Genomic DNA, 22718 nt, shown 5'->3' with positions numbered 1-22718 from the left:
TATGAAAATAATAGCAAATGCGGTGGCGCGCCACCCAGCGCCGCTGTGGGCGCGGGCGGCAGCGCCGGCAGTCACTTGCGCGGCAGGATGTTCAGCTCGGCCGCGGGCGGCAGAAAGCTGCCGTTCCAGACCGTGTCAGCATTCACGCGCGACTTGGTGGCGAAGGCGTCGGACACCTGCGATGCCATCAACGCCAGGCGCTGCGGCTTGGCCTGGCCGAAGCCCTCGGCGCGCGCATCCGCGCTGTTGACCACGGTGTCGATGGCCAGCTGCAGGCGGCGCGTTTCCAGCTGCGTGTTGACGATGCCGTCGCGCTCCTTCACGTAGGCAATGGCGGCGCCGGGGTTGGCGATGACGTCCTTGGCGCCCTTGCTGAAGGCTTTCAGGAATGACTTGATCGCCTCGGGGTTCTCATTGACCAGCTTGGGGCTGGCGATGATCACGTTGCCGTACAGCTTCACGCCGAAGTCAGGGTAGGGCAGTACCACCACGTCGGCGGCCTTCGCGCCGCGCGCTTCCAGGTTCAGCAGCGAGGTGAAGGTGAAGCCGGTGATGGCGTCCACGTCGCCGCGCACCAGCATGGTCTCGCGCAGCGGCGGGTCCATGGCCACCCACTGCACGTTGCCCACGCCGTTGGCCTTGGCAAAGATAGGGAAGGCGCGGCGGCCGGCGTCGAACACCGGCGCACCCAGCTTCTTGCCCGCCAGGTCGGCCGGCTTGGTGATGCCGCTCTTCTTCAGCGCCATGACGGATGCGGGCGTGTTGTTGTAGACCATCATCACGGCGACGGGCTTGTTCTGCGCGTCGGGGTTGTTGGCGTGGAATTCCATCACCGCCGCCAGGTCGGCAAAGCCCATGTCATACGCGCCCGAGGCCACCCGCTGCACGGCGCCGCCCGAGCCGTTGCCGGCGTCCACCGTCACGTTCAGGCCGGCCTCTTTGAAGTAGCCCTTGGCGACGGGCAGCAGGAAGAAAGCCGCCGGGCCTTCGAAGCGCCAGTCGAGCTGGAACTTGATGGGCGTGGGGGCCGCGGTCTGCGCGGCAGACAGCGTGAACGCGCCGGCCAGGCCCAGGGCCAGGGTGGCTTGCAGCAGGGATCGTTTCTTCATGATGGGGCTCCAGTCGAAAAGAAGGGCGGCGCGGAACAGGCTCGGCGCTGCGTGAGGTGTGCAGCGCGGGCTGCACAAGCGTTTGCCAGAACAGTCAGCAAAAACGATGCCCGGTTTGTATACGATCCCGCCCGGCAATACAGCAGGGTTCACCAGAATGGTGCGCGGGCATTCCGGCGCGGTGCGGGAGCTATGCACGCAGCGTCGTACTGGGGCAAATGCGCACGCTAATCTCGCCAACTGGTGGTAGTAAGAATGCGCCACAAGCACCAGCCCAATGGCTCGGGAAGGCCCCATGACGAACCTGCCTGGCCAACAGCGCGCGCTTCGGGCTGCCGCGCCGAAAACCCATGTGACGGCCGAGTTGGCGCACCGCTGGCACTTTCCGGACACCATCGTGCGGGCGCTGGAAACGGCCGATGACCCAATGGCCGCGGCGCCGTTCTGCCGGATCGGCGGCATCCTGCATGTGGCCACGCCGCTGGCTGAGATCGGCCTGGAAGACCCCATGTCACCGACGGACACCATCGCCAGCTTGCCGGTGGATGTGATCCAGGCGCTGCAGCTGGATGCCGGCTGGCTGGTGGCAGCACCTGCCACCCGTGGCAGGCTACGTGGACGTGCCGATCCGCTGATGTGCCCTTTATCTTGACGGGCGGCCTGCAATGGCCGCTTGTCGACGGGCAGGCGTCAGACCTGGATGTCCTGGCGCCAGTGGCTTGGAGCGATACGGCAGATACGGCGGCGCGTTGCATCAAGCCAGCCGTCGCGCAGTTCGGGTGCCCCGGGCCAGCCATGAAAAAAGCCCGGCATCGCCGGGCTCTGTGTGGTCAAGGCGCCGCAGCGCCCCTTTGGTGGGTCAGCCCGCCTTGGCCGCTGCCGCGTTGGCTGCCGCCAGCGCCGTCATGTTGACCACGCGGCGCACGGTAGACGATGGTGTCAGCACGTGGGCCGAGGCTGCTGCGCCCAGCAGGATCGGGCCGATGGTGGTGCCGTGGCTGCCGGTGGTCTTGAGGACGTTGAACAGAATGTTCGCTGCGTCCAGGTTGGGGCAGATCAGCACGTTGGCCGCGCCTTCCAGCGTGGTTTCGATCAGCGACTTCTGGCGCACGCTTTCCGACAGCGCCGCGTCGCCATGCAGCTCGCCATCGCACTCGATATGCGGAGCGGCCTGCTTGAACAGGTCGCGCGCCGCGCGCATCTTGCGCGCTGACGGACGTGTGGACGAGCCATAGTTGGAGTGCGACAGAAAGGCCACCTTGGGCGGCAGGCCGAAGCGCTGCACTTCGTCGGCCGCCATGTGGGCGATGCCTGCCAGCAGCTCGGCGTCGGGATCTTCGTTGATGTAGGTGTCCGCGATGAACAGGGTCTGCTGGTCCAGCATCAGCGCATTCACCGTGGCCAGGCCGGGAACGCCGTCCTTCAGGCCGATGACGTTGCGCACGTGATCCAGGTGGTGGTCGAAGCGGCCCACCAGCCCGCACAGCAGGGCGTCGGCATCGCCCAGGCGCACCATCAGCGCGCCGATCAGCGTGTTGGAGCGGCGCACGGCCGCCTTGGCGGCTTCGGGCGTGATGCCGTCGCGGCCCATGAGGCGGTGGTATTCCTCCCAGTACTGGCGAAAGCGCGGGTCGTCTTCGGGGTCGCAGACCTCGACGTCCTTGCCCGGCTGGATGCGCAGACCGGCCTTCTTGATGCGCATCTCGATGACGGCAGGGCGGCCGATCAGGATGGGCTTGGCCAAGCCGTCATCCACCGCCACCTGGGCGGCGCGCAGCACGCGATCGTCTTCACCTTCGGCGTAGGCCACGCGCTGCGGCGACGCCTTTGCGGCGGCAAACACGGGGCGCATGAACATGCTGGTCTGGTAGACGAAGCGGGTGAGGCTTTCGCGGTAGGCGGCGTAGTCTTCGATGGGGCGGGTGGCCACACCGGACTCTTGCGCAGCCTTTGCCACGGCTGGGGCGATGCGCAGGATCAGGCGCGCGTCGAACGGCGTGGGGATCAGGTAGTCGGGGCCGAAGGAGAGTTCTTGCCCCGCATAGGCGGCTGCCACTTCGTCGCTCATCTCGGCCTTGGCCAGGTCGGCGATCTCGCGCACGCAGGCCAGCTTCATCGCTTCGGTGATCTTGGTGGCGCCGCAGTCGAGCGCGCCCCGGAAGATGTACGGAAAGCAGAGAACGTTGTTCACCTGGTTCGGATAGTCCGAGCGGCCGGTGGCGATGATGCAGTCCGGACGCACGGCCTTGGCGAGTTCGGGGCGGATCTCGGGTTCGGGGTTGGCCAGCGCCAAAATGATGGGCTTCGGTGCCATGGTCTTGACCATCTCGGCCGTCAGCACGCCAGGGGCCGAGCAGCCCAGGAACACGTCGGCGCCGTCGACCACGTCGGCCAGCGTGCGGGCGTCGGTCTTTTGTGCGTAGCGGGCCTTGGATTCGTCCAGGGGGCCGCGGCCGTCGTAGATCACGCCCTTGGAGTCGACCACGTAGATGTTCTCGCGCTTCACGCCCAGGCCCACCATCACGTCCAGGCAGGCAATGGCAGCGGCGCCGGCGCCCGAGACAGCCAACTTCACCGCGCCGATGTCCTTGCCCACCAGCTCCAGCCCGTTGAGCAGTGCGGCGCTGGAGATGATGGCTGTGCCGTGCTGGTCGTCATGGAACACCGGAATGTTCATGCGCTTGGACAGCTCGCGCTCGATGTAGAAGCACTCGGGCGCCTTGATGTCTTCGAGGTTGATGCCGCCCAGCGTGGGCTCCAGCGCGGCGACGATCTCGATGATCTTGTCGGGGTCGCGCTCGGCCAGTTCGATGTCGAACACATCGACGCCGGCGAACTTCTTGAACAGACACCCCTTGCCTTCCATCACCGGCTTGGCTGCCAGCGGGCCGATGTCGCCCAGGCCCAGCACGGCGGTGCCGTTGGTGATGACGCCCACCAGGTTGCCGCGCGAGGTGTAGTCAGCTGCCAGCGATGGGTCGGCATGAATGTCCAGGCACGGGTAGGCCACGCCGGGCGAGTAGGCCAGCGACAGGTCGCGCTGGTTGGAAAGCGGCTTGGTGGGGGTGACGGAGATCTTGCCGCGCACGGGGCTGCGGTGGTACTCGAGTGCGGCTTCGCGCAGGGCCGCTTCGGCGGCGGAGAGTTGCTGGGTCATACGATATTCCGAAAAAGAGCGAAGGAGCTTGGCCATTCGAGCTTAACGCCGTGCTGGCGTGGCGAAAGGCTTGCGGCATGCGTTGTGCGCATGAAAACCCTTGGCTTCACACAACGGCTGAACCCCGTGCGCCGGCCGGCGTCAGTGCGCGTCGGCTGGGGCCGGGCGGCGCCGCGGGCCGCAGAGGTATCGCGGTGGGCACCATTGTTGAAACCGTTCAGGAGCACGGCGGTGGTCGAGGCAGCCAGGATACCGGATTCGGCCTGCGGCGCACCCGAGTGCCGCTTCACCGCAGCCCGGCTTTCAGCGCAGCGCGACAGCCGTGCTGTGCCACTAGCTCAGCCGCAGCCGATCAGGCCAGCAGGGCTTTGACCAGATCGAGTTGCCGGTCGGCGCGCTCGGTCTCCAGCTCCAGGCTGGCCTCGATGCGCGCGAGGTGGTCCACCATGCAGGCCACGGCGGCCTCGACATCGCCCGTGCGGCACGTTCGCAGAAATTCGGCGTGCTCGCCCGACGCGCAATGCGGATCGTTCGACGAGTGGTACAGCATGGCGATGAGCGAGCTGCGCGCCACCAGGTCGCTGATCAGCTGGACCAGCGTCTGGTTGCCGGTGGTCTCGGCCAGCGCGACATGGAAGTCGCCCAGCAGCTTTTCCTGCACGCGGCCGGTGGTGGTGTGCCCGCCCAGCGTGTTGCGCTCGAAGCGGATGTGCTGCTCCAGCAACTGGTAGTCGGCCCGGCTGGCTTGCGCGACGAACAGGCGCACCACTTCGGCTTCGAGGATACGGCGCACGGCGAACACCTCGCGCGCCTCCTGCACGCTGGGGCGGCTGACGAAGGAGCCCTTGTCGGGAATGGTTTCGATGAGCCGGTCTTTGGCGAGCATCACCAGCGCTGCGCGAATCTTCGTGCGACTGACGGAGTAGACGCGACCCAGCGCCTCTTCACGCAGCCACGTTCCCGGCGGCAGGCGCTTTTCGACAATGGCGGTGGCCAGGTCGCGGGCGATGCTGTCGATGGACGTTTGGGCTGCGTCGGCTGGCGCCGGCGAGGTGCCGGGCGTCGGGGTTTGTGCCAGAGACGCAGAGGTGCTGCGCTTGCGGGCGGGCACGGGTTGCAAGACAGAGGCAGGGGCGGCTCGATGCATGCCGAATTGTGGCAGCAACGGCCGACCTCGCAGTGCTGTGTTGCGGTGCCTGCAGGCGCCTGCGGTGGCAGGGCGCGGCCGCGTTGGAAATGGGCCTAGATGGATGGGCGCATCAAGGCTGCGCCGCCCGCGCCAGGGCGCAGGGCCCCGCGCTGACAGCGAACGTCTGCCTGCCATGGGCAATGGCGGTACAAACGCTGTCGGCGAGGCTGGTGCGTGGCTATTGATCGATGGCGATCTTGTGTTTCGTCACGATGTCCCGGTAAAACTGAATGCGCTGCTGCACTTCCTTGCGGAAGTCCGCAGGCTTCAAGGCTTCCGGCAGCATCGCGCCGCGATCGTTCCATGCTTTTTGCGTCGCCGGATCGCGCAGAACGGTGCGCATGGCCTCATACAGCTGTGTAACGATCGGCTCTGGCGTTTTCGCGGGCGCCGCCAGACCGGTCCAGGAGGTGAGGTTGAGCTCTGGCAGCTTGAGTTCATCGAAGGTGGGTACCTCGGGCAACTGGGGCGCACGAATCGGAGACGCGACCGCGAGGGCGCGCAGCTGGCCCTTCTGCACCAGTTTGAGGTTGGAAGACAGGTTGTTCCACGTCACGTGCACCTGCCCTGATTGAAGGTCGATGAGCGCCGGGCCCGCGCCCTTGTACGGCACGTGGGTGATGGACAGGCCCAGCTTCGCCTTCAACAGCTCCATGCTCAGGTACGCGAGCGAGCCATTGCCGGACGACGCGTAGTTCAGCTTGCCGGGGTTTTCCTTGGCGTATTTCACGAACTCGGCGAAGTTCTTCACGGGCAGTCCTGGCGTGACGAGCAGAACGTTCGCGAGTCGCTCTATGAGCGTGATCGGCGCGAAATCATTGACCGCGTCATAGGGCAAGCTGGGCGATAGGGTCGGGTTGATCACGTGGGTGGTTTGCGAGGCGACGATGAGCGTGTAGCCATCGGGCTGCGCCTTCGCCACCTGGGTGCTCCCAATGGCTCCCCCAGCACCCCCTTTGTTCTCGATGATGACCGGCTGACCGAGGACGCGGCCCAGCCGGTCGGCCATGGCTCGGCCCGAGATGTCGACAGAGCCGCCGGGCGGAAACGGCACCACCAGGGTGATGGGACGGCTGGGGTAGCGGTCCGTGGACTGGGCCCACGCCGGCAAGGCGATGGCGGAAGCGACGGCGCTGCTGGAGCGGATGAAATGGCGGCGGTTCACAAAGGTCGGCATGGTGGGGTCCTTGGATGTCATTCAGAAAGGGGAACGGGCAGGCTATGGGGACGGATGAACTCCGCCATCTCACGCAGCAGATCGGTGATGTCGGCCCGCAGGCGATGAGCGCCCGGGAGCAGTTCGCGTGTCTCTTCGTTGAGATAGGCGGCCCGGTTGACCTCGATCTGCAAGCTTTCGTGCCCCAACTGCGGAGCGCCGTGCCGGCGCAGCAGTTCTTGGCCGGCGTACGGGTCGTTAACGGCCACGCGATAGCCCCGGCGGCGAAAACCCTCGGCCACCCACTGCGTAAAGTCGCTGTGGCAGCTGCGGCCGTGCAGGTCGCCCAGCACGATGTCGGCCAGCGGTCCGGGCGCAACCCTGCCCAGGCGCTCATAGGCGTTGCTGGGCATGGAGTGCAGGTTCAGATGCCACCGCCGGCCCCGAGTTGGCACCGTGTGCAGCGCTTGCGCCAGCGCTTGCTGGTAGGGGCGCCAGTAGTGCTCGATGCGATGCGAAATCTCCTTCGCGGACAACGGCCGTGCGTAGATGGGCTGGCGGGAGGTAGTGTGGCTGGGCACCAGTCCCATGCCCAGTTCCAGCGTGCGCGCGGTGGGCGCAGCGTCACCGGGCCAGGCGTCCGACAGCATGGCCGGATTGATGTCTTGCTCGGCGCGGTTCGGGTCGATGTAGCTGCGGGGAAACGTGGCATGCACCAGGGTGCCTCCCACGGTCGGCACGGCGTCCCACAGCCATTCGACGTGCGTGTCCTCGGACCGGCGCAGTTCGGCGGTCGCCACCGCATACCCAAAATCACGGGGGTAGTCGGTGCCACTGTGGGGCGAATCACAAACTAAGGCGATTGCGGGAGGGCCTGCCGGTCGTAGAACATGAACGGGCGTTGCTGGTCGAAAAAATTCCGGAGGCTGCATGGTCGTTGGGTGAAGAACTGATGCCCAAGCGTAGGAAAACGCAAGATCTGGCGCAAACGACAATTTCATCGCCGCTGATAACCTGATGTAATCGGGCGATGAGGTTCCAATCCCCTTCGCTGCCCGAGTTGCATGCCTTTCTTGCGGTGTGCCAGCTAGGCCGCTTTCGGCAGGCTGCAGAAGTGCTATGCGTGACCCAGGCCGCAGTCAGCCGCGCAGTCCAGCGGCTGGAGCAGCGGCTGGAATGCACGCTGCTGGACCGCTCCGGGCCGCGGGTGCTTCCCACAGAACGCGGACGCGAATTTCAACTGCTGGTGGAAGCGCACGTGGCGGGCCTGGAGTCCGCCGTCAGCCGGTTCAGAGCGCCAGCGCAAGGGCGCCGGGTGCGCATCAGCGTCGTGCCCACACTGAACACCCGATGGCTGGTGCCGAGGCTGGGGCAGTTTCAAGCGCTGCATCCAGACATCCACATTGAGTTGAGACCTTTTCACCACGACGAGACGTTCAATCGGGAAGACGTGGACCTATGGATCAGCGTGAAGCGGCAATCCCGCGCGTGGCCGCGCGGCATTCGTGCCCGCTACCTGACGGGGCGGGATATCGCGCCCGCCTGTACGCCCGCGATTGCGGCCGGCCTCAAGCATCCTCATGACCTGCTTCAGGCCCCTTTGCTGCAGCACATCAACTTCCCAGGCAACTGGGCGCTGTGGCTGGGCAAGGCCGCAGGTGTGCACACTGCGCCCCCGCTGGGTGCCGGTTTCGATCTGGGCAACAACCTGATCGTTGCCGCCTGCGCGGGCATGGGCGTGATGGTGATTCAGCCCTTGCTGATCGAGGCCGAACTGTCGTCGGGGCAACTGGTGAGTCCTTTCATGCAGACCGTCAATACCGGGCGCGGCTACTACCTCTGCAGCCGCGCGGCGCTGGCTGAAAATGACGCCGTCGCGAAATTGTCTCAGTGGCTGATGAACGAAGCGAAGGCCAGCCAGGAACGGCTGGCCCGATGAGTGGGCATGCTTGCGGCGCTGCGTTGCAGCGCAACGCAGCGCTCTTGGCAGTCAGCCGCTTTACGCCCTTAGCGTGAAATCCGACAGTGCCCCGGACATGGCTTTCGGCAAGGGCCGAGCCCACTCGCCGTGCTTGCTGGTGCGCAGCCCCAGCGCTACCAGCGACTCGACCAACGCAGTGGCGGCAGCCACGCCGTCGATCACCGGCACGCCCAGCGTCTGGCCGATGTGGTCGCACAGGTCGGCCATGCCCGCGCAGCCCAGCACGATGGCGTCGCAGCCGTCTTCGGCCAGTGCGCGGCGGCACTCGTCGGTGATGCGCTCGCGGGCGTTGGAGCCAGGCACTTCCAGCTCCAGCACCGGCAACTCGCACGCGCGCACGTTGGCGCAAAAGCGCTCCATGCCGTAGATCTCGGCCAGGTGCCAGGCCTGGCCCATGGTGCGGCCCAGGGTGGTCACTACCGAGAAGCGCGTGCCCACCAGGCTGGCGAAGTGCATGGCGGCCTCGGCAATGCCGACCACCGGGCCGCGCGCCAGTTCACGCGCGGCCTTCAGGCCCGGGTCGCCGAAGCAGGCGATGACGTAGCCGTCCACGCTGGCCGCTTCGCCCTTGGCGATCTCCTGCAGCAGGCCGGGCACGGCCAGCGCCTCGTCGTAATGGCTCTCGATGGAGGCCGGGCCCATGGCGGGACTGACGGCGATGATCTCGGTGCCCGGCCGCGCCACGGCGCGCGCGCAGGCACCGATCTTCTCGGTCATGCTCCAGGTGGTGTTGGGGTTGATGATCTGGATGCGCACGGTGCTTCAGCCCTTTCGGTTCAGTGCCAGGTAGATGACGAAACCCAGGCCCATGCCGATGAACCACGCATAGCTGGCCGCGCCGCGCCAGGCCGGCACGATCACGCACAGGATGGGGATCAGCGCCGACGGAATCATCGTCATGACGGCCTTGGGGTTGTAGCCCTTGCTGTACCAGTAGCGGCCTTCGGGCTTCATGGTGTAGAGGTCGTCGACCACGATGGTCTGGCGCCGCACGAAGTAATAGTCGGCGATCAAGATGCCGAACAGCGGGCCGATGAACGAGCCCAGCACGTCCAGCGTGTAGTGAATCACCTGCGGGTTGTTGTACAGGTTCCAGGGCGTGATGAAGATCGAGCCCACGGCGGCGATCATGCCGCCCGTGCGCCAGCTGATGTGCTGCGGCGCCACGTTGGAAAAATCGAACGCCGGCGAGACGAAGTTGGCGACGATGTTGATGCCGATGGTGGCGATCATGAAAGTGAGCGCGCCCAGCACCACGGCGGTGGTCGAATCGATGCGGCCCACGGTGTGCACCGGGTCGGTGATGAGCTCGCCGAACACGGGCAGCGTAGCGGCGGTCGTCACCACCGTCAGCAGCGAGAAAAACACGAAGTTGACCGGCAGGCCCCAGAAGTTGCCTTTCTTGACCGCCTCGAAGCTCTTGCCGTAGCGCGAGAAGTCGCCGAAGTTGAGCATCGGCCCGCTGAAGTAGCTCACCACCAGCGCAATGGCCGACAGCATCACGGGCACGGCGTCCCAGCCTTCGAAGCGCACGCCGCCCAGGTTCAGGTCGATGTTGTTCCAGCCCGCCTTCCAGACCAGCCAGCCGCACAGAATGGCCATGACCACGTACACGCCCGGGCCGGCCCAGTCGATGAAGCGGCGAATCGCCTCCATGCCGTGCCAGAACACCAGCGCCTGCAGCACCCACATGACCATGAAAGCCACCCAGCCCAGCGTGGACAGGCCCGCAAAGCCGTGCTGCGTCACGTCGGCATAGACATCGAGCGATGGGTAGAAATGCAGCGCCAAAATCATGAAAGCGCTGGACGCCAGATAGGTCTGAATGCCGTACCAGGCCACGGCGATGAGCCCGCGGATGATGGCCGGAATGTTGGCGCCCAGCACGCCGAACGAGGCGCGGCAGATGACGGGGTAGGGCGCGCCGGTCACCTGGCTGGGCTTGGCCACCAGGTTGCAGAAGAACTGCACGATCACGATGCCCACCAGCAGCGCCACCAGCACATGCCAGCTCGACAGGCCCAGTGCAAACAGGCTGCCGGCGGTGACGTAGCCGCCCACGCTGTGCACGTCGGACATCCAGAACGCGAAGATGTTGTATTGGCCCCAGGTCTGTTTTTTCAGCGGTGCCAAGTCTTCATTGGTCAGGCGCGGGTCGTATTCGGGCTTGATGAGGGCGTTGCCATGGTGCGGCGAGGCGCCGGACTGCGGGGGCGGCAGGTCGGTGCTGGGGTTGCTGACGGCAGGGTTCACGGGGCTCTCCTCAGGGGCAGATGGTCGGTCCGGAAATTCGCCTGTTGGGGCGCCGGTGCACAGGCCTGTTTGTATACAAAAAATGGATGCATTCAAAGAGTCTGCAGGCACGCCAGTGCTGGTGCTTACCCGATTGCCAAACCGGATGGCAAGGCGCAAGCGAGCGAAGGGGCGGGCATTACCGGAAGCGGAATCGGAGGCCGCAGCAAGGCGGCATCGCCACGGCCGCGGCCGGACGCTCCAGACGCCGGGAAGTCAACTGTCCGAAGGCGGCCGCAGCGGCTTTAGCGGCGCGAGCGAATCGCGCAGCCGGTCGCGCACCAGCGGCTGGCTGGGTTCGAGCGCGTCTTCCACATGGCCGATGTGGTCGAGCATGCGTTCGCGCGCCAGGGGGATGTCGCCCGCCTCCAGCGCCTCGACGATGGCGGCGTGTTCGGCGCACGACTGGCTGGCTTCATGCCGTGACTGGTAGAGCGACGCGGCCAGCGTGGTGCGCGCCGTCAGGTCGCGCAGCATGTCGCTGAGCGTGCGGTGGCCCATGGCTTCGGCCAGGCAGACGTGGAAGTCAGCCAGCAGAAAGGCGCGCGTGGCGGCATCGGCGCCCTCGATGGCCAAGCGTTCTTCGGCGATGTGGGCGCGCAGGCGCGGGATGACGGCCTGCTGCAGCGGCCGCCCGGCGTCGGCCAGAATGCCCGATTCGATGATCCGGCGGGCCGAGAACGCATCGCGCGCGTCTTCTACCGACGGCTCCACCACATACCAGCCGCGCCGGGGCCGCACCTCGATGAAGCCACGCGCCTGCAGCTGCATCAGCGCCTCGCGCACCATCGTGCGGCTCACGCCGAAAAGGTCGGCCAGTTCCTGTTCGCCCAGCCGCTCGCCGGGGGCGAGTTTCTGGGCCAGGATGGATTCCACCACTTGCTGCGCGATCTGGGTCTGGCTGATGCTCATCTAAAACGGGGCGCGCAGTGCGTGGTGGTGGATCAAGCCCGCATCATCGCAGCCGCAGGGTGTCGGGTGCGCCGAGGCTGTCCCTGCCGTCGAGCGTGAAGCCGGCGACGGTGCGCGACAGGTGGTGCGCCTGCTCGTTGAGCACCGAAGACGCCGCGGTGGACTCTTCTACCAGCGCCGCGTTCTGCTGCGTGGCGCGGTCCATCTCGGCCACGGCCTGGTTGATCTGGGCAATGCCCAGGCTCTGCTCGTTCATCGACCCGTTGATCTCGCCGATGATCTGCGCCACGCGGCGAATGCCTTCCACGATCTCGCCCATGGTCTCGCCAGCGGCTCGCACGCGCTGGGTGCCGGTGACCACGCTGGCGCCCGATGCGTCGATCAGCGTCTTGATCTCCTTGGCGGCAGTGGCGCTGCGGTGCGCCAGGCTGCGCACCTCGGCAGCCACCACGGCGAAGCCGCGGCCTTGTTCACCCGCGCGGGCCGCTTCTACCGCAGCATTCAGCGCCAGGATGTTGGTCTGGAAGGCGATGGAGTCGATCACGCCGATGATCTCGCCGATCTTGGACGAGGCGCCCGAGATGTCGTCCATGGTGCTGACCGCGCTGCCCACCACCTCGCCGCCCTTGGCGGCCGACGCGCTGGCCTCGTTGGCCAGGCGCGTGGCCAGCGCTGCTGCCTCGGCCGACTGCTTGACGTTGACGGTGAGCTGCGACAGCGAGGCCGAGGTCTCCTGGATGGCGCTGGCCGAGCCTTCGGTGCGGTTGGACAAGTCCTGGTTGCCGGCCTTGATTTCGTCGGTGGCGGTCTTCATCGATTCGACGCCGCTCTGCACGTCTTTCAGCACGGTGGCGATCTGTTCGACGAACTGGTTGAACGACTTGGCGATCTGCGCCACTTCGTCGTTGCCGTGCACCGGCAGGCGCTGCGTCAGGTCGCCGCCGCCGGAGCCCACCGTGTCCATGGCATCGCGCACCTGCGAGAGTCGGCGGAACGAGGTGGCGGTGAGCGCGGCCGACACCGCAGCGGCAATCAGCGCCAGCAGCACGATGGCGATGGCCAGCGTCTGCAGCACGCTGCGCAGGCCGGCCGTTGCCTCGGCCTTGTCCAGCGCAACGATCAGCAGCCAGTCGGTGCCTTGCACCGAGCGTGCCTTCAGCAGCTTGGCGCGGCCGTCCAGCTCCACTTCCAGCGGCTGCGTGGCCGTGGCCAGCGACGCCAGCGCGGCGGGCGAGAGCAGCGGCGACATCTCGGCCACCGGCTTGAGGATGAGCTTGGTGTCTGCATGTGCCAGCACCTGGCCATCGGTGCTGACGACGAAGCCCAGGCTGTTGGGCGTGGGCCGGATGGCGGCGACCACGTCGCGCACGCCGGTGAGCGGCACAGCCCCGTTGATCACGCCCTGCAGCGCCCCGTTGCGCAGCATGGGCGAAACGAAGGCCACGTACGACACGCCGGTGGTCGAGTCGCCATACGGCTTGGTCACGGTGAGCTTGCCGGCCTGCACGGCGGCCTTGTACCAGGGGCGCGCGGTCGGGTCATAGCCCGGAGCGGTCTGCGTGGTGGACTTGAAAGTCTTGTCTTCCCAGCCCACGGTGGTGATGGGAAAGCCGCTGGCCTTGCCCATGTAGGCCGCGTAGTTCTGCGGGTCGCCCTGTTCGATGGCGGCGGCAGCGGCCGTGACCGCCAGGGTCTTGGAGGCCACCCACTGGTCGATAGCCATGGTGTTGCCGGCCGTGATGGCGTCCAGGTCCTGCTCGATGGTCTGGAAGGTGCTGGTGCGGGTGATGCTGTAGGTGGCAGCACCGGTGATGGCCAGGGCACAGACCACGGTGGCGGTGCTGATGGCGAGAATTTTGGAGCGTAGTGTCTGGAGCATGGGGCTGCGCAATGGGTGAAGGCCTCGGCTCCAGCATGAGAGTTGGGGCGAGGCCGGTGAGCGAGTCAACAGGTATAACCCAAATGAAGTTGCTTTTGTTTACATTTTTGCCAACTGCCCACGGCTGCCCGATGGAAAGTTATACCGGTTCCACCGGTGGAACGGGTCGGCCGTCCAGCACCGCCTTGGCCCGTTCGCGGTCGATGTCGCCTTCCCATGCGGCGATCGCCACGGTGGCCACGCAGTTGCCGATCAGATTGCCCAGCGCGCGGGCAATGCCCATGAACCAGTCCACCGACAGCACCAGCACCAGGCCGATGGCAGGAATGGCCGGCACCGCGTGCAGCGTGGCCGCCAGCACCACGATGGCCGAGCCCGGCACGCCGTGCGCGCCTTTCGAGGTGACCAGCGAGATCGCGAGAATGGTCAACAGGTCGGTCATGGTGATCGGCGTGTTGGTGGCCTGTGCGATGAACACCGCTGCCAGCGTGATGTAGATGGAGAACGCGTCCAGGTTGAACGAGTACCCGGTGGGGATGACCAGCCCCACTGTGGAGTCGCGGATGCCCAGGTGCTTGAGCTTGGCCATGATCTGCGGCAGCACGCTGTCGGACGAGGTGGTGGCAAACACCACGGCCAGCTCCTCGCGCAGGTATCGCAGCAGCTTGAACAGGCTGAAGCCCGAGAACCGCATGATCAGCCCCAGCACCACCGTCACGAACAGGAACACCGCCAGGTAAAACAGCGCCACCAGCTGGCCCAGTTGCTTGAGCGAGCCCACGCCGTACTTGCCCACCGTGAAAGCGATGGCGCCCAGCACGCCCAGCGGCGCCAGCTTGATGAGCATGCCCATGATCTTGAACAGCACCAGCGACAGGTCTTCCACCAGACTGGCCACGCGTGCACCGCGCTCGCCCAGCATCGCCAGCGCAATGCCGAAGACGATGGAGAACAGCAGCACCTGCAGCACGTCGCCAGTGGCGAATGCGCTGACCGCGGTCGTCGGGATCAGCTTGAGCAGAAAGTCGGCGAACCCGCCGCTGGCCAGCTTGTCGGCGTTGCTGGCGTAGGCGCTCATGGCGGAGGCATCCAGCGCCTTCGGGTCCACATTCATGCCCACGCCGGGCTGGAAGACGAAGGCCAGCACCAGGCCCAGCACCAGCGCGATAGTGGTCACCACTTCGAAATAGATCAGCGACTTGACCCCGACCCGGCCCACCCGCTTCAAATCGCCCGTGCCGGCAATGCCATGCACCACCACGCAGAAAACGATCAGCGGGATCAGCATCTTGATGAGCTTGATGAAGCCGTCGCCCAGCGGCTTGAGCGCAACCGCTTTGTCAGGCCAGAAAAGCCCGATCCCGACACCGGCGATCAAGGCCAGGATCACCCGGCCAAAGAGTGAGTTGAAAAAGCGAATCATCAAAAACCTCGGTGGTGGACGAAAAGCCTGAATCGGGGAGACCAGTCAGGCTTGCATACAAGAACTGTAGACACCTCGCCGCCGGGCTGGCATGGGGTTATCCCGTGCTGTGGCCTTGCCGCAGCACCGCGCGGGTGGCTTCAAAATCGATGCTGGAGACCGCTCATGACCGACACCCGAATGCCCGACCCCACCACCCAGCCTGCTGAATTTCTGGAGCACCTGTACCGCGTGGCCGTGCACCGCGCGCTGCCGCTGCACAACACCGCTGCCTTCCTGCCAGCCCCGCCCAGTCCCGAGAGCGGTGGCCGCACGCTGGTGCTGGGCGCCGGCAAGGCCGGTGGTGCGATGTCGCAGGCGGTGGAGGCGCTCTGGCCGGCCGATGCGCCGTTGTCCGGCCTGGTCGTCACGCGATACGGCCACACGCCGCCCCGGCCCCAGGGGCTGGCTCAGCGCATCGAGGTGGTCGAGGCCGCGCACCCGGTGCCCGACGCGGCCGGGCTCGACGCCGCGCAGCGCATGCTGGCGCTCACGCAGGGCCTCACGGAAAACGACCTGGTGCTGTGCCTGGTTTCGGGCGGCGGCTCCGCGTTGCTCACGCTGCCGGCCGACGGTCTGACGCTGCAGGACAAGCAGCGCATCAACCAGGCGCTGCTGGAAAGCGGCGCCGCCATCGACGAAATGAACTGCGTGCGCAAGCACCTCTCGCGCATCAAGGGTGGGCGGCTGGCCGCGGCCTGCGCGCCGGCGCGGGTCGTCACGCTCACCATCAGCGACGTGCCGGGCGACGACCCTTCGGTGATCGCCAGCGGCCCTACGGTGGCCGACGCCACCACCTGCGCCGACGCGCTGGACATCTTGCAGCGCTACCGCATCGAGGTTCCCGCCGCCGTGCGCACGGCGCTGCAGGACGGCGCGCTCGAGACGCCCAAGCCGGGCGATGCCGCGTTCAACGGCCACGCGGTGCACCTGATTGCCACGCCCCGCCAAGCGCTGGAAGCTGCGGCCGAGGCAGCGCGTGCGGCGGGCGTTGCGGCCTACATCCTGTCCGACGACATGGAGGGCGAATCGCGCGAGGTGGGCAAGGTGCACGCCGCGCTGGCCCGCGCCGTGGCGCGCCACGGCCAGCCGTTTGCGCGGCCCTGCGTGATTCTTTCGGGCGGCGAAACCACCGTCACGGTGCGGCCACAGGCGCCAGGCACGCCGCGCGGGCGGGGCGGCCGGGCGGGCGAGTTCTGCCTGGGGCTGGCGCAGGCGCTGCAGGGCCAGTCTGGCGTGTGGGCACTGGCAGCCGACACCGACGGCATCGACGGCGTGGAAGACAACGCCGGCGCAAGCGTGGCGCCCGACACGCTGGCACGCGCCGACGCGGCCGGCCTGCGCATCGCCGCGCATCTGGACCGCAACGATGCCTATGGCTACTTCGACGCGCTGGGCGACCTGGTGGTGACCGGGCCCACGCACACCAACGTCAATGACTTCCGTGCGCTATTAATTTTATAGCTGTTAGCGCTTATGTATAAAGCGCTAGAGGCCGTTTTGACCATGAAAAACCCGCTGGCCGTGAAAGCCAGCGGGTTCTTCTTTGCAGACGTGATCTGCGATCAGTGATCAGTAGCCCAGCGTCTTGCCGTCCGGGTTGCGCGGATCGGAGTAGCCGTACAGCGCGCCGCCGCGCAGCTGGATGGTCTGCGTGCGGCCCATCGACGCCTTGAGCTGCACGTTGTGCCCCTTGGCCTTGAGCAGCGCGATGGTGTCGGGGCTGAGGCCTTTTTCGATGCGCAGCTCGTCCGGCGTCCACTGGTGGTGCACGCGCGGCGCGCTGGCGGCTTCGGCCGGGTTCATGCCGAAGTCGATGGTGTTCACCACGGTCTGCAGCACGGCCGTGATGATGCGCGCGCCGCCGGGGCTGCCGGTCACCAGCACGGGCTTGCCGTCCTTCAGCACCATGGTGGGCGTCATCGACGACAGGGGGCGCTTCTTGGCGGCCACGGCGTTGGCGTCGCCGCCGACCAGGCCGTAGGCATTGGCCACGCCGGGCTTGGCGGAGAAGTCGTCCATCTCGTTGTTGAGCAAGATGCCCGTGCCTTTGGCGACGATGCCGCTGCCGAAGTTGGTGTTCAACGTGTACGTCACCGCCACGGCGTTGCCGGCTTTGTCGACCACCGAATAGTGCGTGGTCTGGTCGCTTTCATACGGCTGGGGCTGGCCGGGCTTGATGCTCTTGCCCGAACGCGCCACGTTCGCATCGATGGTCTTGCCCAGTTGTGCGGCATAGGCCTTCGAGGTCAGGCCCTTGAGCGGAATCTTCACGAAGTCCGGGTCGCCCAGGTATTCGGAGCGGTCGGCGTAGGCCAGCTTCATGCTCTCGGCCAGGTAGTGGATGGTCTGCGCACTGTTCGCTCCCCACTGCGCCAGCGGCAGAGGCTCGAGCATGTTCAAAATCTGCACCAGGTGCGGGCCGCCGGACGAGGGCGGCGGCATGGTCACGATGTCATAGCCGCGGTACGTGCCGGTGGTGGGCATGCGCTCGACCACCTTGTAATCGCGCAGGTCGGCCAGCGTGAGCGCGCCGGCGTGCGGCTTGGTTTCTGCCGCGATCTTCTGCGCGATGGAGCCCTGGTAGAACGCCTTGGCGCCCTGCTGGCCGATCAGGCGCATCGACTGCGCCAGGTCTTTTTGCACCAGCTTGTCGCCCGCTCTCAAAGGCTCACCGTTCTTCCAGAAGATGGCGCGCGTGGCGGGCCACTGGCCCATGTTCTTCTTTTCCTGTTGCAGGATCTTGGCCAGCGTTTCGCTGACCGGAAAGCCCTTGTCGGCCAGCGCGGCGGCCGGCGCGATCACCTTGGCCAGTGGCAGCGTGCCCCAGCTCTTCAGCGCGTGCTCCATGCCGGCCACTGTGCCCGGCACGCCCACGGCGTAGTGCGTGTACAGCGACTTGCCGTTGACCACGTTGCCCTGCGCGTCCAGGTACATGTCGCGCGTGGCCGCTTGCGGTGCGACCTCGCGGAAGTCCAGCGCCACGTTCTTGCCGGTCTTGGCGTCGTGCACCACCATGAAGCCGCCGCCGCCCAGGTTGCCGGCGTTGGGCAACGCTACGGCCAGCGCAAAGCCGATGGCCACGGCCGCATCCACCGCGTTGCCGCCTTGTTGGAGGATGTCCAGGCCGATCCGGGAGGCCAGCTCCTGCTCCGTCGCCACCATGCCGTTCTTGGCGACTACGGGGTGGAACACGTCCATGTCGAAGTCGTAGGCCGCGCTGGCCGCCTGGGCCGCAGCGGTCTGCTGCACGGCGGGTGCCGCGGCCGTGTTGGCGGCAGAGGCTGGTGCGGGCACAGCCAGGGCGGGCGCGGGCTGGGACAGCGTTGCTTGCTGCTGCGCGGAAGGCTGCTGCGGCGTGCCGCAGGCGGTCAGGCTGGCGAGCGCCAGGGCAAGGCTGCTGGCGAGCAGCGTGTGGCGAAGTTGCATGTCGGGATCTCCTCGTTGATCGGGTTCTTGTATCGCAGCACAGGGCTGCGACGCCCGCGAGGAGTTTAGGCCGGGGTTTACATGCGCCGGCCTGTTGATGCACCTCGTTACGCGAGCAGGTCGTGCAAGGCGCGGGCGACGACCTTGGTGGCGCGGCGCAGGTCTTCCAGGTCCAGCCGCTCATCGGCCCGCTTGGCGTGCGATTCCAGCACCGAGCGCGGCCCGGCGCCGTAGATCACGCCCGGAATGCCGGCCTCGCCATACAGCCGCACATCGGTGTAGAGCGGTGTGCCCATGGCGGGCACCGGTTGGCCGAAAACGGCCTCTCCATGGCGCTGGATGGCCTTGACCAACGGCGCGTTGCCGGCCAGCGGCTTCATCGAATTGGCGAGCAGCAGGCGCTTGATCTCCACCGTGATGCCGGCCTGGGCACCGGCCGCTTCGGCGATCACGCGGCGGATGTCGGCTTCCACGTCAACAGGGTTCTCTTCCGGGATCATGCGGCGGTCGAGCTTGAACATGACCTTGCCGGGCACGACGTTGGTGTTGGTGCCGCCTTCGATGCGGCCCACGTTCAGGTACGGGTGCTTGATGCCCTCGACCTTGGAGGTGATCTGCTGGTAGGCCGTGTTCTGCTTGTACAGCGCGTTCAGGATGTGCACGGCGCCCTGCAGCGCGTCCACGCCGGTGTGCGGCACGGCGGCGTGCGCCATCTTGCCGTGCACGGTCACTTCCATCTGCAGGCAGCCGTTGTGCGCGGTGACCACTTCGTAGCTGAAGCCGGCAGCAATCAGCAGGTCGGGCTTCGTCAGCCCGTTCTTCAGCAGCCAGCCGGGGCCGAGTTCGCCGCCGAATTCCTCGTCGTAGGTGAAGTGCAGTTCCACCGCGCCCTGCGTCGGCTTGGCCACGGCTTCCAGAGCGCGCACCGCGAAGGTGAACGAGGCAAAGTCGCTCTTGCTCACGGCGGTGGCGCGGCCGTAGATTTTTCCATCGACGATTTCGGCGCCATACGGGTCGTGCGTCCAGCCTTCGCCGGGCGGCACCACGTCGCCGTGGGCGTTCAAAGCGATGGTCTTGCCACCGCTGCTGCCGTCTGCGGTGGTGCCGTAGGGCCGCCGCACGATCAGGTTGGTGATCGATTCCATGCCGTAGGCGCGCACGTCGGCCTCGGGCACGGCGTGCTTTTCGGCCTCGAAGCCGAAGTCCTTCAGCAGCTCTGCCGTGCGCTCGGCATGCGGCGCGTTGTTGCCCGGCGGCGTGTCGGTGGGCACGCGCACCAAGGCTTGTAGAAAGCGCACTTCTTCGTCGAAATGCTGGTCGATCCAGGCGTCGAGTTGTGTGTATTGGCTCATGGGGCTTCCGTGGCGAGTTGGTTCAGAACGTGGGTGAATGCATCGACGGCCAGTTGCATGTCGTCGGCCGTGGTGCATTCAAGCGGGTTGTGGCTGATGCCACCGTTCAGCCCGCGCGTGAACAGCATGGCTTGAGGCATGATTTCATGCAGCTTCATGGCGTCGTGGCCGGCGCCGCTGGGCATGCGGAACACGGGAACGCCCAGCGATTCGACCGCGCGTTCCCAGCGCTGCTGCAAGGCCGGTGCGCTGGGCGCTGCTGCCGCCTTCATGGCCTGTTCTACATGAAAGCGCAGGCCGCGCCGCTGGGCGATGGCGGCCAGCTCGGCCAGCACATCGCGCTCCAGCGCGTCGCGCTGCGGGTCGGTGGGCGCGCGCAGGTCCAGCGAGAAAAGGCAGCGCCCGGGCACCACATTGATGGAGCCGCTGGGCACCTGCAGCTGGCCGATGGTGCCCACCGAATCGCCGTCTTGCGCCGCGCGCTTTTCCACGTACAGCGCCAGCTCGGCCACGCCCACGGCGGCGTCGCGGCGGCGGTCCATGGGCGTGGTGCCGGCGTGGCTGGCCATGCCGAACATTTCGCACACGTAGCGCACGCCGCCGTTGATGGAGGTGACCACGCCCAGCGGGATATCCAGCTCGTTGAGCACCGGCCCTTGCTCGATGTGCACCTCGATGAAGCCGAGATACCGGGCCGCGTCGCGCCGCAGCTTGGGGATGTCGTCGATGCACAGGCCGGCGTGCTGCATGGCCTCGCGCATGGTGACGCCGTCGGCATCCTGCTGGTCGAGCCAGGCGTTGTTGAAGTGGCCAATCAGCGCGCCCGAGCCGAGGAAGGTGGCCTTGTAGCGCTGGCCTTCTTCTTCCGCAAAGCCCACCACTTCGATGCCGAAGGGCAGGCGTTTGCCCGCGCGGTGCAGCTCGCGCACGCAGGCCATGGGCACGAAGATTCCCAGTCGCCCGTCGTACTTGCCGCCGTTGCGCACCGTGTCGTAGTGGCTGCCGGTCATCAGGATTTTGGCGTCCGGGCTACTGCCGTGGTAGCGGCCCACCACGTTGCCGACCGCGTCCACCTCGACCTCGTCGAAGCCGCAGTCGCGCATCCAGTGGCTGATGCGTTGGGCGCAGGCGCGGTGCGCGTCGGTCAGGTAGGTGACGGTGAGCTGGCCCTGTTCGGCAAAGCCGGGGTCGCTGTGCGTGCTGAGCTTTTCCTGCCAGTCCCACACGTCGTTGCCCAGCGTAGGCTCGACGCCGAACTTGTCGTTCAGGCGAATCTCGGCGATGCGGTGGATGTTGCGCAGCGCTTCGCCCATTTCGAAGTCGACCGGGTTGTCCAGCCGGCGCGCGAAGGTGTCGATGATTTCCTGCTTGGCCAAACCCGTGCCGCGCGGCCCGCGCACCGCCAGGATGAACGGAAAGCCGAAGCGCGCGTTGTAGTCGGCATTGAGCTGCTGGATGCGCGCGAAATCTTCGGGCGTGCACTGCGTCAGGCCCGCCTTGTTCTGCTCGTTGGAGGATTCGGCGGTGAGCGTGTTGGCCACCATCGCCTTGCCCGCCAGTTCGGGGTGGGCGCGAATCAACGCGAGCTTGGCGTCGGCCGGCGCCTTCGCCAGCGCGCGCACCAGGGCGTATTTCAGCTGCGCCAGTGAATGGAAAGGCCGCTCGGCCAGCGCGGCCTGGGCGATCCACGGGGAGTGCTCGTAGAGGCCGTCGAGCAGCGCCAGCGCGTCTGCAGCCGGCGCGGCGTTGAGTTGTTCCAGCGACAGAGGCATGGTGTTTTGCTCCTGAAAAGTGAGCTACCAACGCTTATTTATCAAGCGCTAGAGGCCGATTTGGCTTAAATAATGGGCGCCGGGAACCGCTGCGCCCAGTGGCGTGCAATGTCGATGCGGCGGCACACCCACACGTTCTCGTGCTGCTGGATGTGGTCCAGAAACCGCTGCAGCGCGGTGATGCGCCCCGGCTTGCCCAGAAGGCGGCAGTGCATGCCGATGCTCATCATCTTGGGGCGGTCGTCGCCGGCAGGGTCGCCCTCGGCATACAGCGCGTCGAACGTGTCCTTCATGTATTGAAAGAACGGGTCGGCGTGCGAATAGCCTTGCGGCAGCGCGAAGCGCATGTCGTTGCAGTCCAGCGTGTAGGGCACGATGAGTTGCGAGACATCGGTGCCGTCGGTCTTCTTCACCTTCATCCAGAACGGCAGGTCGTCGCCGTAGTAGTCGCTGTCGTAGGCAAAGCCGCCGTAGTCGGCCACCAGGCGGCGCGTGCGCGGGCTGTCGCGGCCGGTGTACCAGCCCAGGGGGCGGTCGCCGGTGAGCTTTTTGATGATGTCCATGGCCTCGGCCATGTGGGCGCGTTCCACGTCTTCGGGCACGTTCTGGTAGTGGATCCACTTCAGGCCGTGGCAGGCGATGTCGTGGCCCAGCTCGGCAAAGGCGGCGGTCAGCTCGGGGTGGCGCTGCAGCGCGTTCGACACGCCGAACACCGTGAGCGGCAGGCCGCGCTTTTCAAATTCGCGCAGCAGGCGCCACACCCCGGCACGCGAGCCGTATTCATAAATGCCCTCCATGCTGATGTGCCGGTCGGGGTAGGCCGCGGGGTTGAACATTTCCGAGAGGAACTGCTCGCTGCCCGCGTCGCCGTGCAGCACGCTGTTTTCGGCGCCTTCTTCGTAGTTCAGCACGAACTGCACGGCGATGCGTGCTTGCCCGGGCCAGCGGGCATGCGGCGGGTTGCGGCCGTAGCCGATCAGATCGCGCGGGTAGGGCAGCGTGGAGTCGTAGAGCGTCATGGTGGGCGT

The 22718-nt window shown here is 66.5% G+C and carries 18 protein-coding genes; 3 read left to right on the top strand and 15 right to left on the bottom strand.

Translation table 11 applies throughout. From position 1 onward, the window contains the following. Window positions 1-71 precede the first annotated feature (71 nt). A complete protein-coding gene (locus RQI28_RS12120; protein ID WP_311222845.1) occupies window positions 72-1109 on the bottom strand; it encodes an ABC transporter substrate-binding protein in 1038 nt (345 codons plus the stop codon). Window positions 1110-1404: 295 nt separating this feature from the next. Between RQI28_RS12120 and RQI28_RS12115 the strand changes: the two genes are divergently transcribed. Further along, entirely contained in the window at window positions 1405-1761 is a 357-nt protein-coding gene (locus RQI28_RS12115; protein ID WP_311222844.1) for a hypothetical protein, read from the top strand. 38 nt (window positions 1762-1799) lie between these two features. On the opposite strand, the gene RQI28_RS12110 is transcribed toward RQI28_RS12115, so the two are convergent. The 5 genes from RQI28_RS12110 to RQI28_RS12090 form a co-directional block, all read right to left on the bottom strand. After that, a complete protein-coding gene (locus RQI28_RS12110) occupies window positions 1800-1922 on the bottom strand; it encodes a hypothetical protein (RefSeq protein ID WP_311230732.1) in 123 nt (40 codons plus the stop codon). 46 nt (window positions 1923-1968) lie between these two features. After that, window positions 1969-4266 (bottom strand): NADP-dependent malic enzyme, encoded by a 2298-nt coding sequence (locus tag RQI28_RS12105; RefSeq protein WP_311222843.1) that lies wholly within the window; start codon window positions 4264-4266, stop codon window positions 1969-1971. A 352-nt stretch (window positions 4267-4618) separates the two neighbouring features. After that, complete coding sequence (locus tag RQI28_RS12100) at window positions 4619-5413, bottom strand: GntR family transcriptional regulator (RefSeq protein ID WP_311231100.1); 795 nt, start codon at window positions 5411-5413, stop codon at window positions 4619-4621. A gap of 220 nt (window positions 5414-5633) precedes the next feature. After that, window positions 5634-6632 carry a tripartite tricarboxylate transporter substrate binding protein gene (locus RQI28_RS12095; RefSeq protein WP_311222842.1) on the bottom strand — a complete coding sequence of 333 codons (999 nt, stop codon included), beginning with the start codon at window positions 6630-6632 and terminating at the stop codon, window positions 5634-5636. Window positions 6633-6649: 17 nt separating this feature from the next. Further along, on the bottom strand, window positions 6650-7543 hold the full coding sequence (locus RQI28_RS12090) for an N-formylglutamate amidohydrolase (protein WP_311222841.1): 894 nt from the start codon (window positions 7541-7543) through the stop codon (window positions 6650-6652). Between the two features lie 98 nt (window positions 7544-7641). Between RQI28_RS12090 and RQI28_RS12085 the strand changes: the two genes are divergently transcribed. Next, window positions 7642-8550, top strand: coding sequence for a LysR substrate-binding domain-containing protein (locus RQI28_RS12085; RefSeq protein ID WP_311222840.1), 909 nt, complete (start codon window positions 7642-7644; stop codon window positions 8548-8550). 60 nt (window positions 8551-8610) lie between these two features. On the opposite strand, the gene RQI28_RS12080 is transcribed toward RQI28_RS12085, so the two are convergent. The 5 genes from RQI28_RS12080 to RQI28_RS12060 all read right to left on the bottom strand — a co-directional run bounded on the left by RQI28_RS12080 (window position 8611) and on the right by RQI28_RS12060 (window position 15098). Continuing rightward, window positions 8611-9348 (bottom strand): aspartate/glutamate racemase family protein, encoded by a 738-nt coding sequence (locus RQI28_RS12080; protein WP_311222839.1) that lies wholly within the window; start codon window positions 9346-9348, stop codon window positions 8611-8613. Between the two features lie 6 nt (window positions 9349-9354). Beyond that, entirely contained in the window at window positions 9355-10845 is a 1491-nt protein-coding gene (locus RQI28_RS12075) for an NCS1 family nucleobase:cation symporter-1 (protein WP_404976904.1), read from the bottom strand. A gap of 255 nt (window positions 10846-11100) precedes the next feature. Next, window positions 11101-11796 (bottom strand): GntR family transcriptional regulator, encoded by a 696-nt coding sequence (locus RQI28_RS12070; protein WP_311222838.1) that lies wholly within the window; start codon window positions 11794-11796, stop codon window positions 11101-11103. Between the two features lie 43 nt (window positions 11797-11839). Continuing rightward, window positions 11840-13675 carry a methyl-accepting chemotaxis protein gene (locus RQI28_RS12065; protein ID WP_311222837.1) on the bottom strand — a complete coding sequence of 612 codons (1836 nt, stop codon included), beginning with the start codon at window positions 13673-13675 and terminating at the stop codon, window positions 11840-11842. 139 nt (window positions 13676-13814) lie between these two features. Then, window positions 13815-15098 carry a C4-dicarboxylate transporter DctA gene (locus tag RQI28_RS12060; protein WP_311222836.1) on the bottom strand — a complete coding sequence of 428 codons (1284 nt, stop codon included), beginning with the start codon at window positions 15096-15098 and terminating at the stop codon, window positions 13815-13817. A 165-nt stretch (window positions 15099-15263) separates the two neighbouring features. On the opposite strand from RQI28_RS12060, the gene RQI28_RS12055 reads away from it, so the two are divergent. After that, window positions 15264-16601 carry a glycerate kinase gene (locus RQI28_RS12055; protein WP_311222835.1) on the top strand — a complete coding sequence of 446 codons (1338 nt, stop codon included), beginning with the start codon at window positions 15264-15266 and terminating at the stop codon, window positions 16599-16601. A gap of 108 nt (window positions 16602-16709) precedes the next feature. Here RQI28_RS12055 and ggt read toward each other — a convergent pair whose 3' ends face one another. The 4 genes from ggt to puuE form a co-directional block, all read right to left on the bottom strand. Then, entirely contained in the window at window positions 16710-18566 is a 1857-nt protein-coding gene (gene ggt / locus RQI28_RS12050; RefSeq protein ID WP_311222834.1) for a gamma-glutamyltransferase, read from the bottom strand. Window positions 18567-18673: 107 nt separating this feature from the next. After that, the gene (locus RQI28_RS12045; RefSeq protein ID WP_311222833.1) at window positions 18674-19918 is read right to left on the bottom strand and encodes an ArgE/DapE family deacylase; all 1245 of its coding nucleotides are present in this window, start codon (window positions 19916-19918) and stop codon (window positions 18674-18676) included. After that, window positions 19915-21690, bottom strand: a complete 1776-nt coding sequence (uraD, locus tag RQI28_RS12040) for a 2-oxo-4-hydroxy-4-carboxy-5-ureidoimidazoline decarboxylase (protein WP_311222832.1) — start codon at window positions 21688-21690, stop codon at window positions 19915-19917. The genes RQI28_RS12045 and uraD overlap by 4 nt, the downstream gene beginning before the upstream one ends. A 65-nt stretch (window positions 21691-21755) precedes the next feature. After that, window positions 21756-22709: an allantoinase PuuE gene (gene puuE, locus RQI28_RS12035; protein ID WP_311222831.1), complete on the bottom strand. Its 954-nt coding sequence runs from the start codon at window positions 22707-22709 to the stop codon at window positions 21756-21758. Window positions 22710-22718 lie beyond the last annotated feature (9 nt).

Origin of the sequence: Acidovorax sp. WCS2018Noco2-16, from assembly GCF_031843945.1 — a bacterium.
Taxonomy (GTDB): Bacteria; Pseudomonadota; Gammaproteobacteria; order Burkholderiales; family Burkholderiaceae_C; genus Paracidovorax.
The sequence above is the reverse complement of the archived record's forward strand: the minus strand, read 5'-3'. Positions and strand labels throughout refer to the sequence as shown.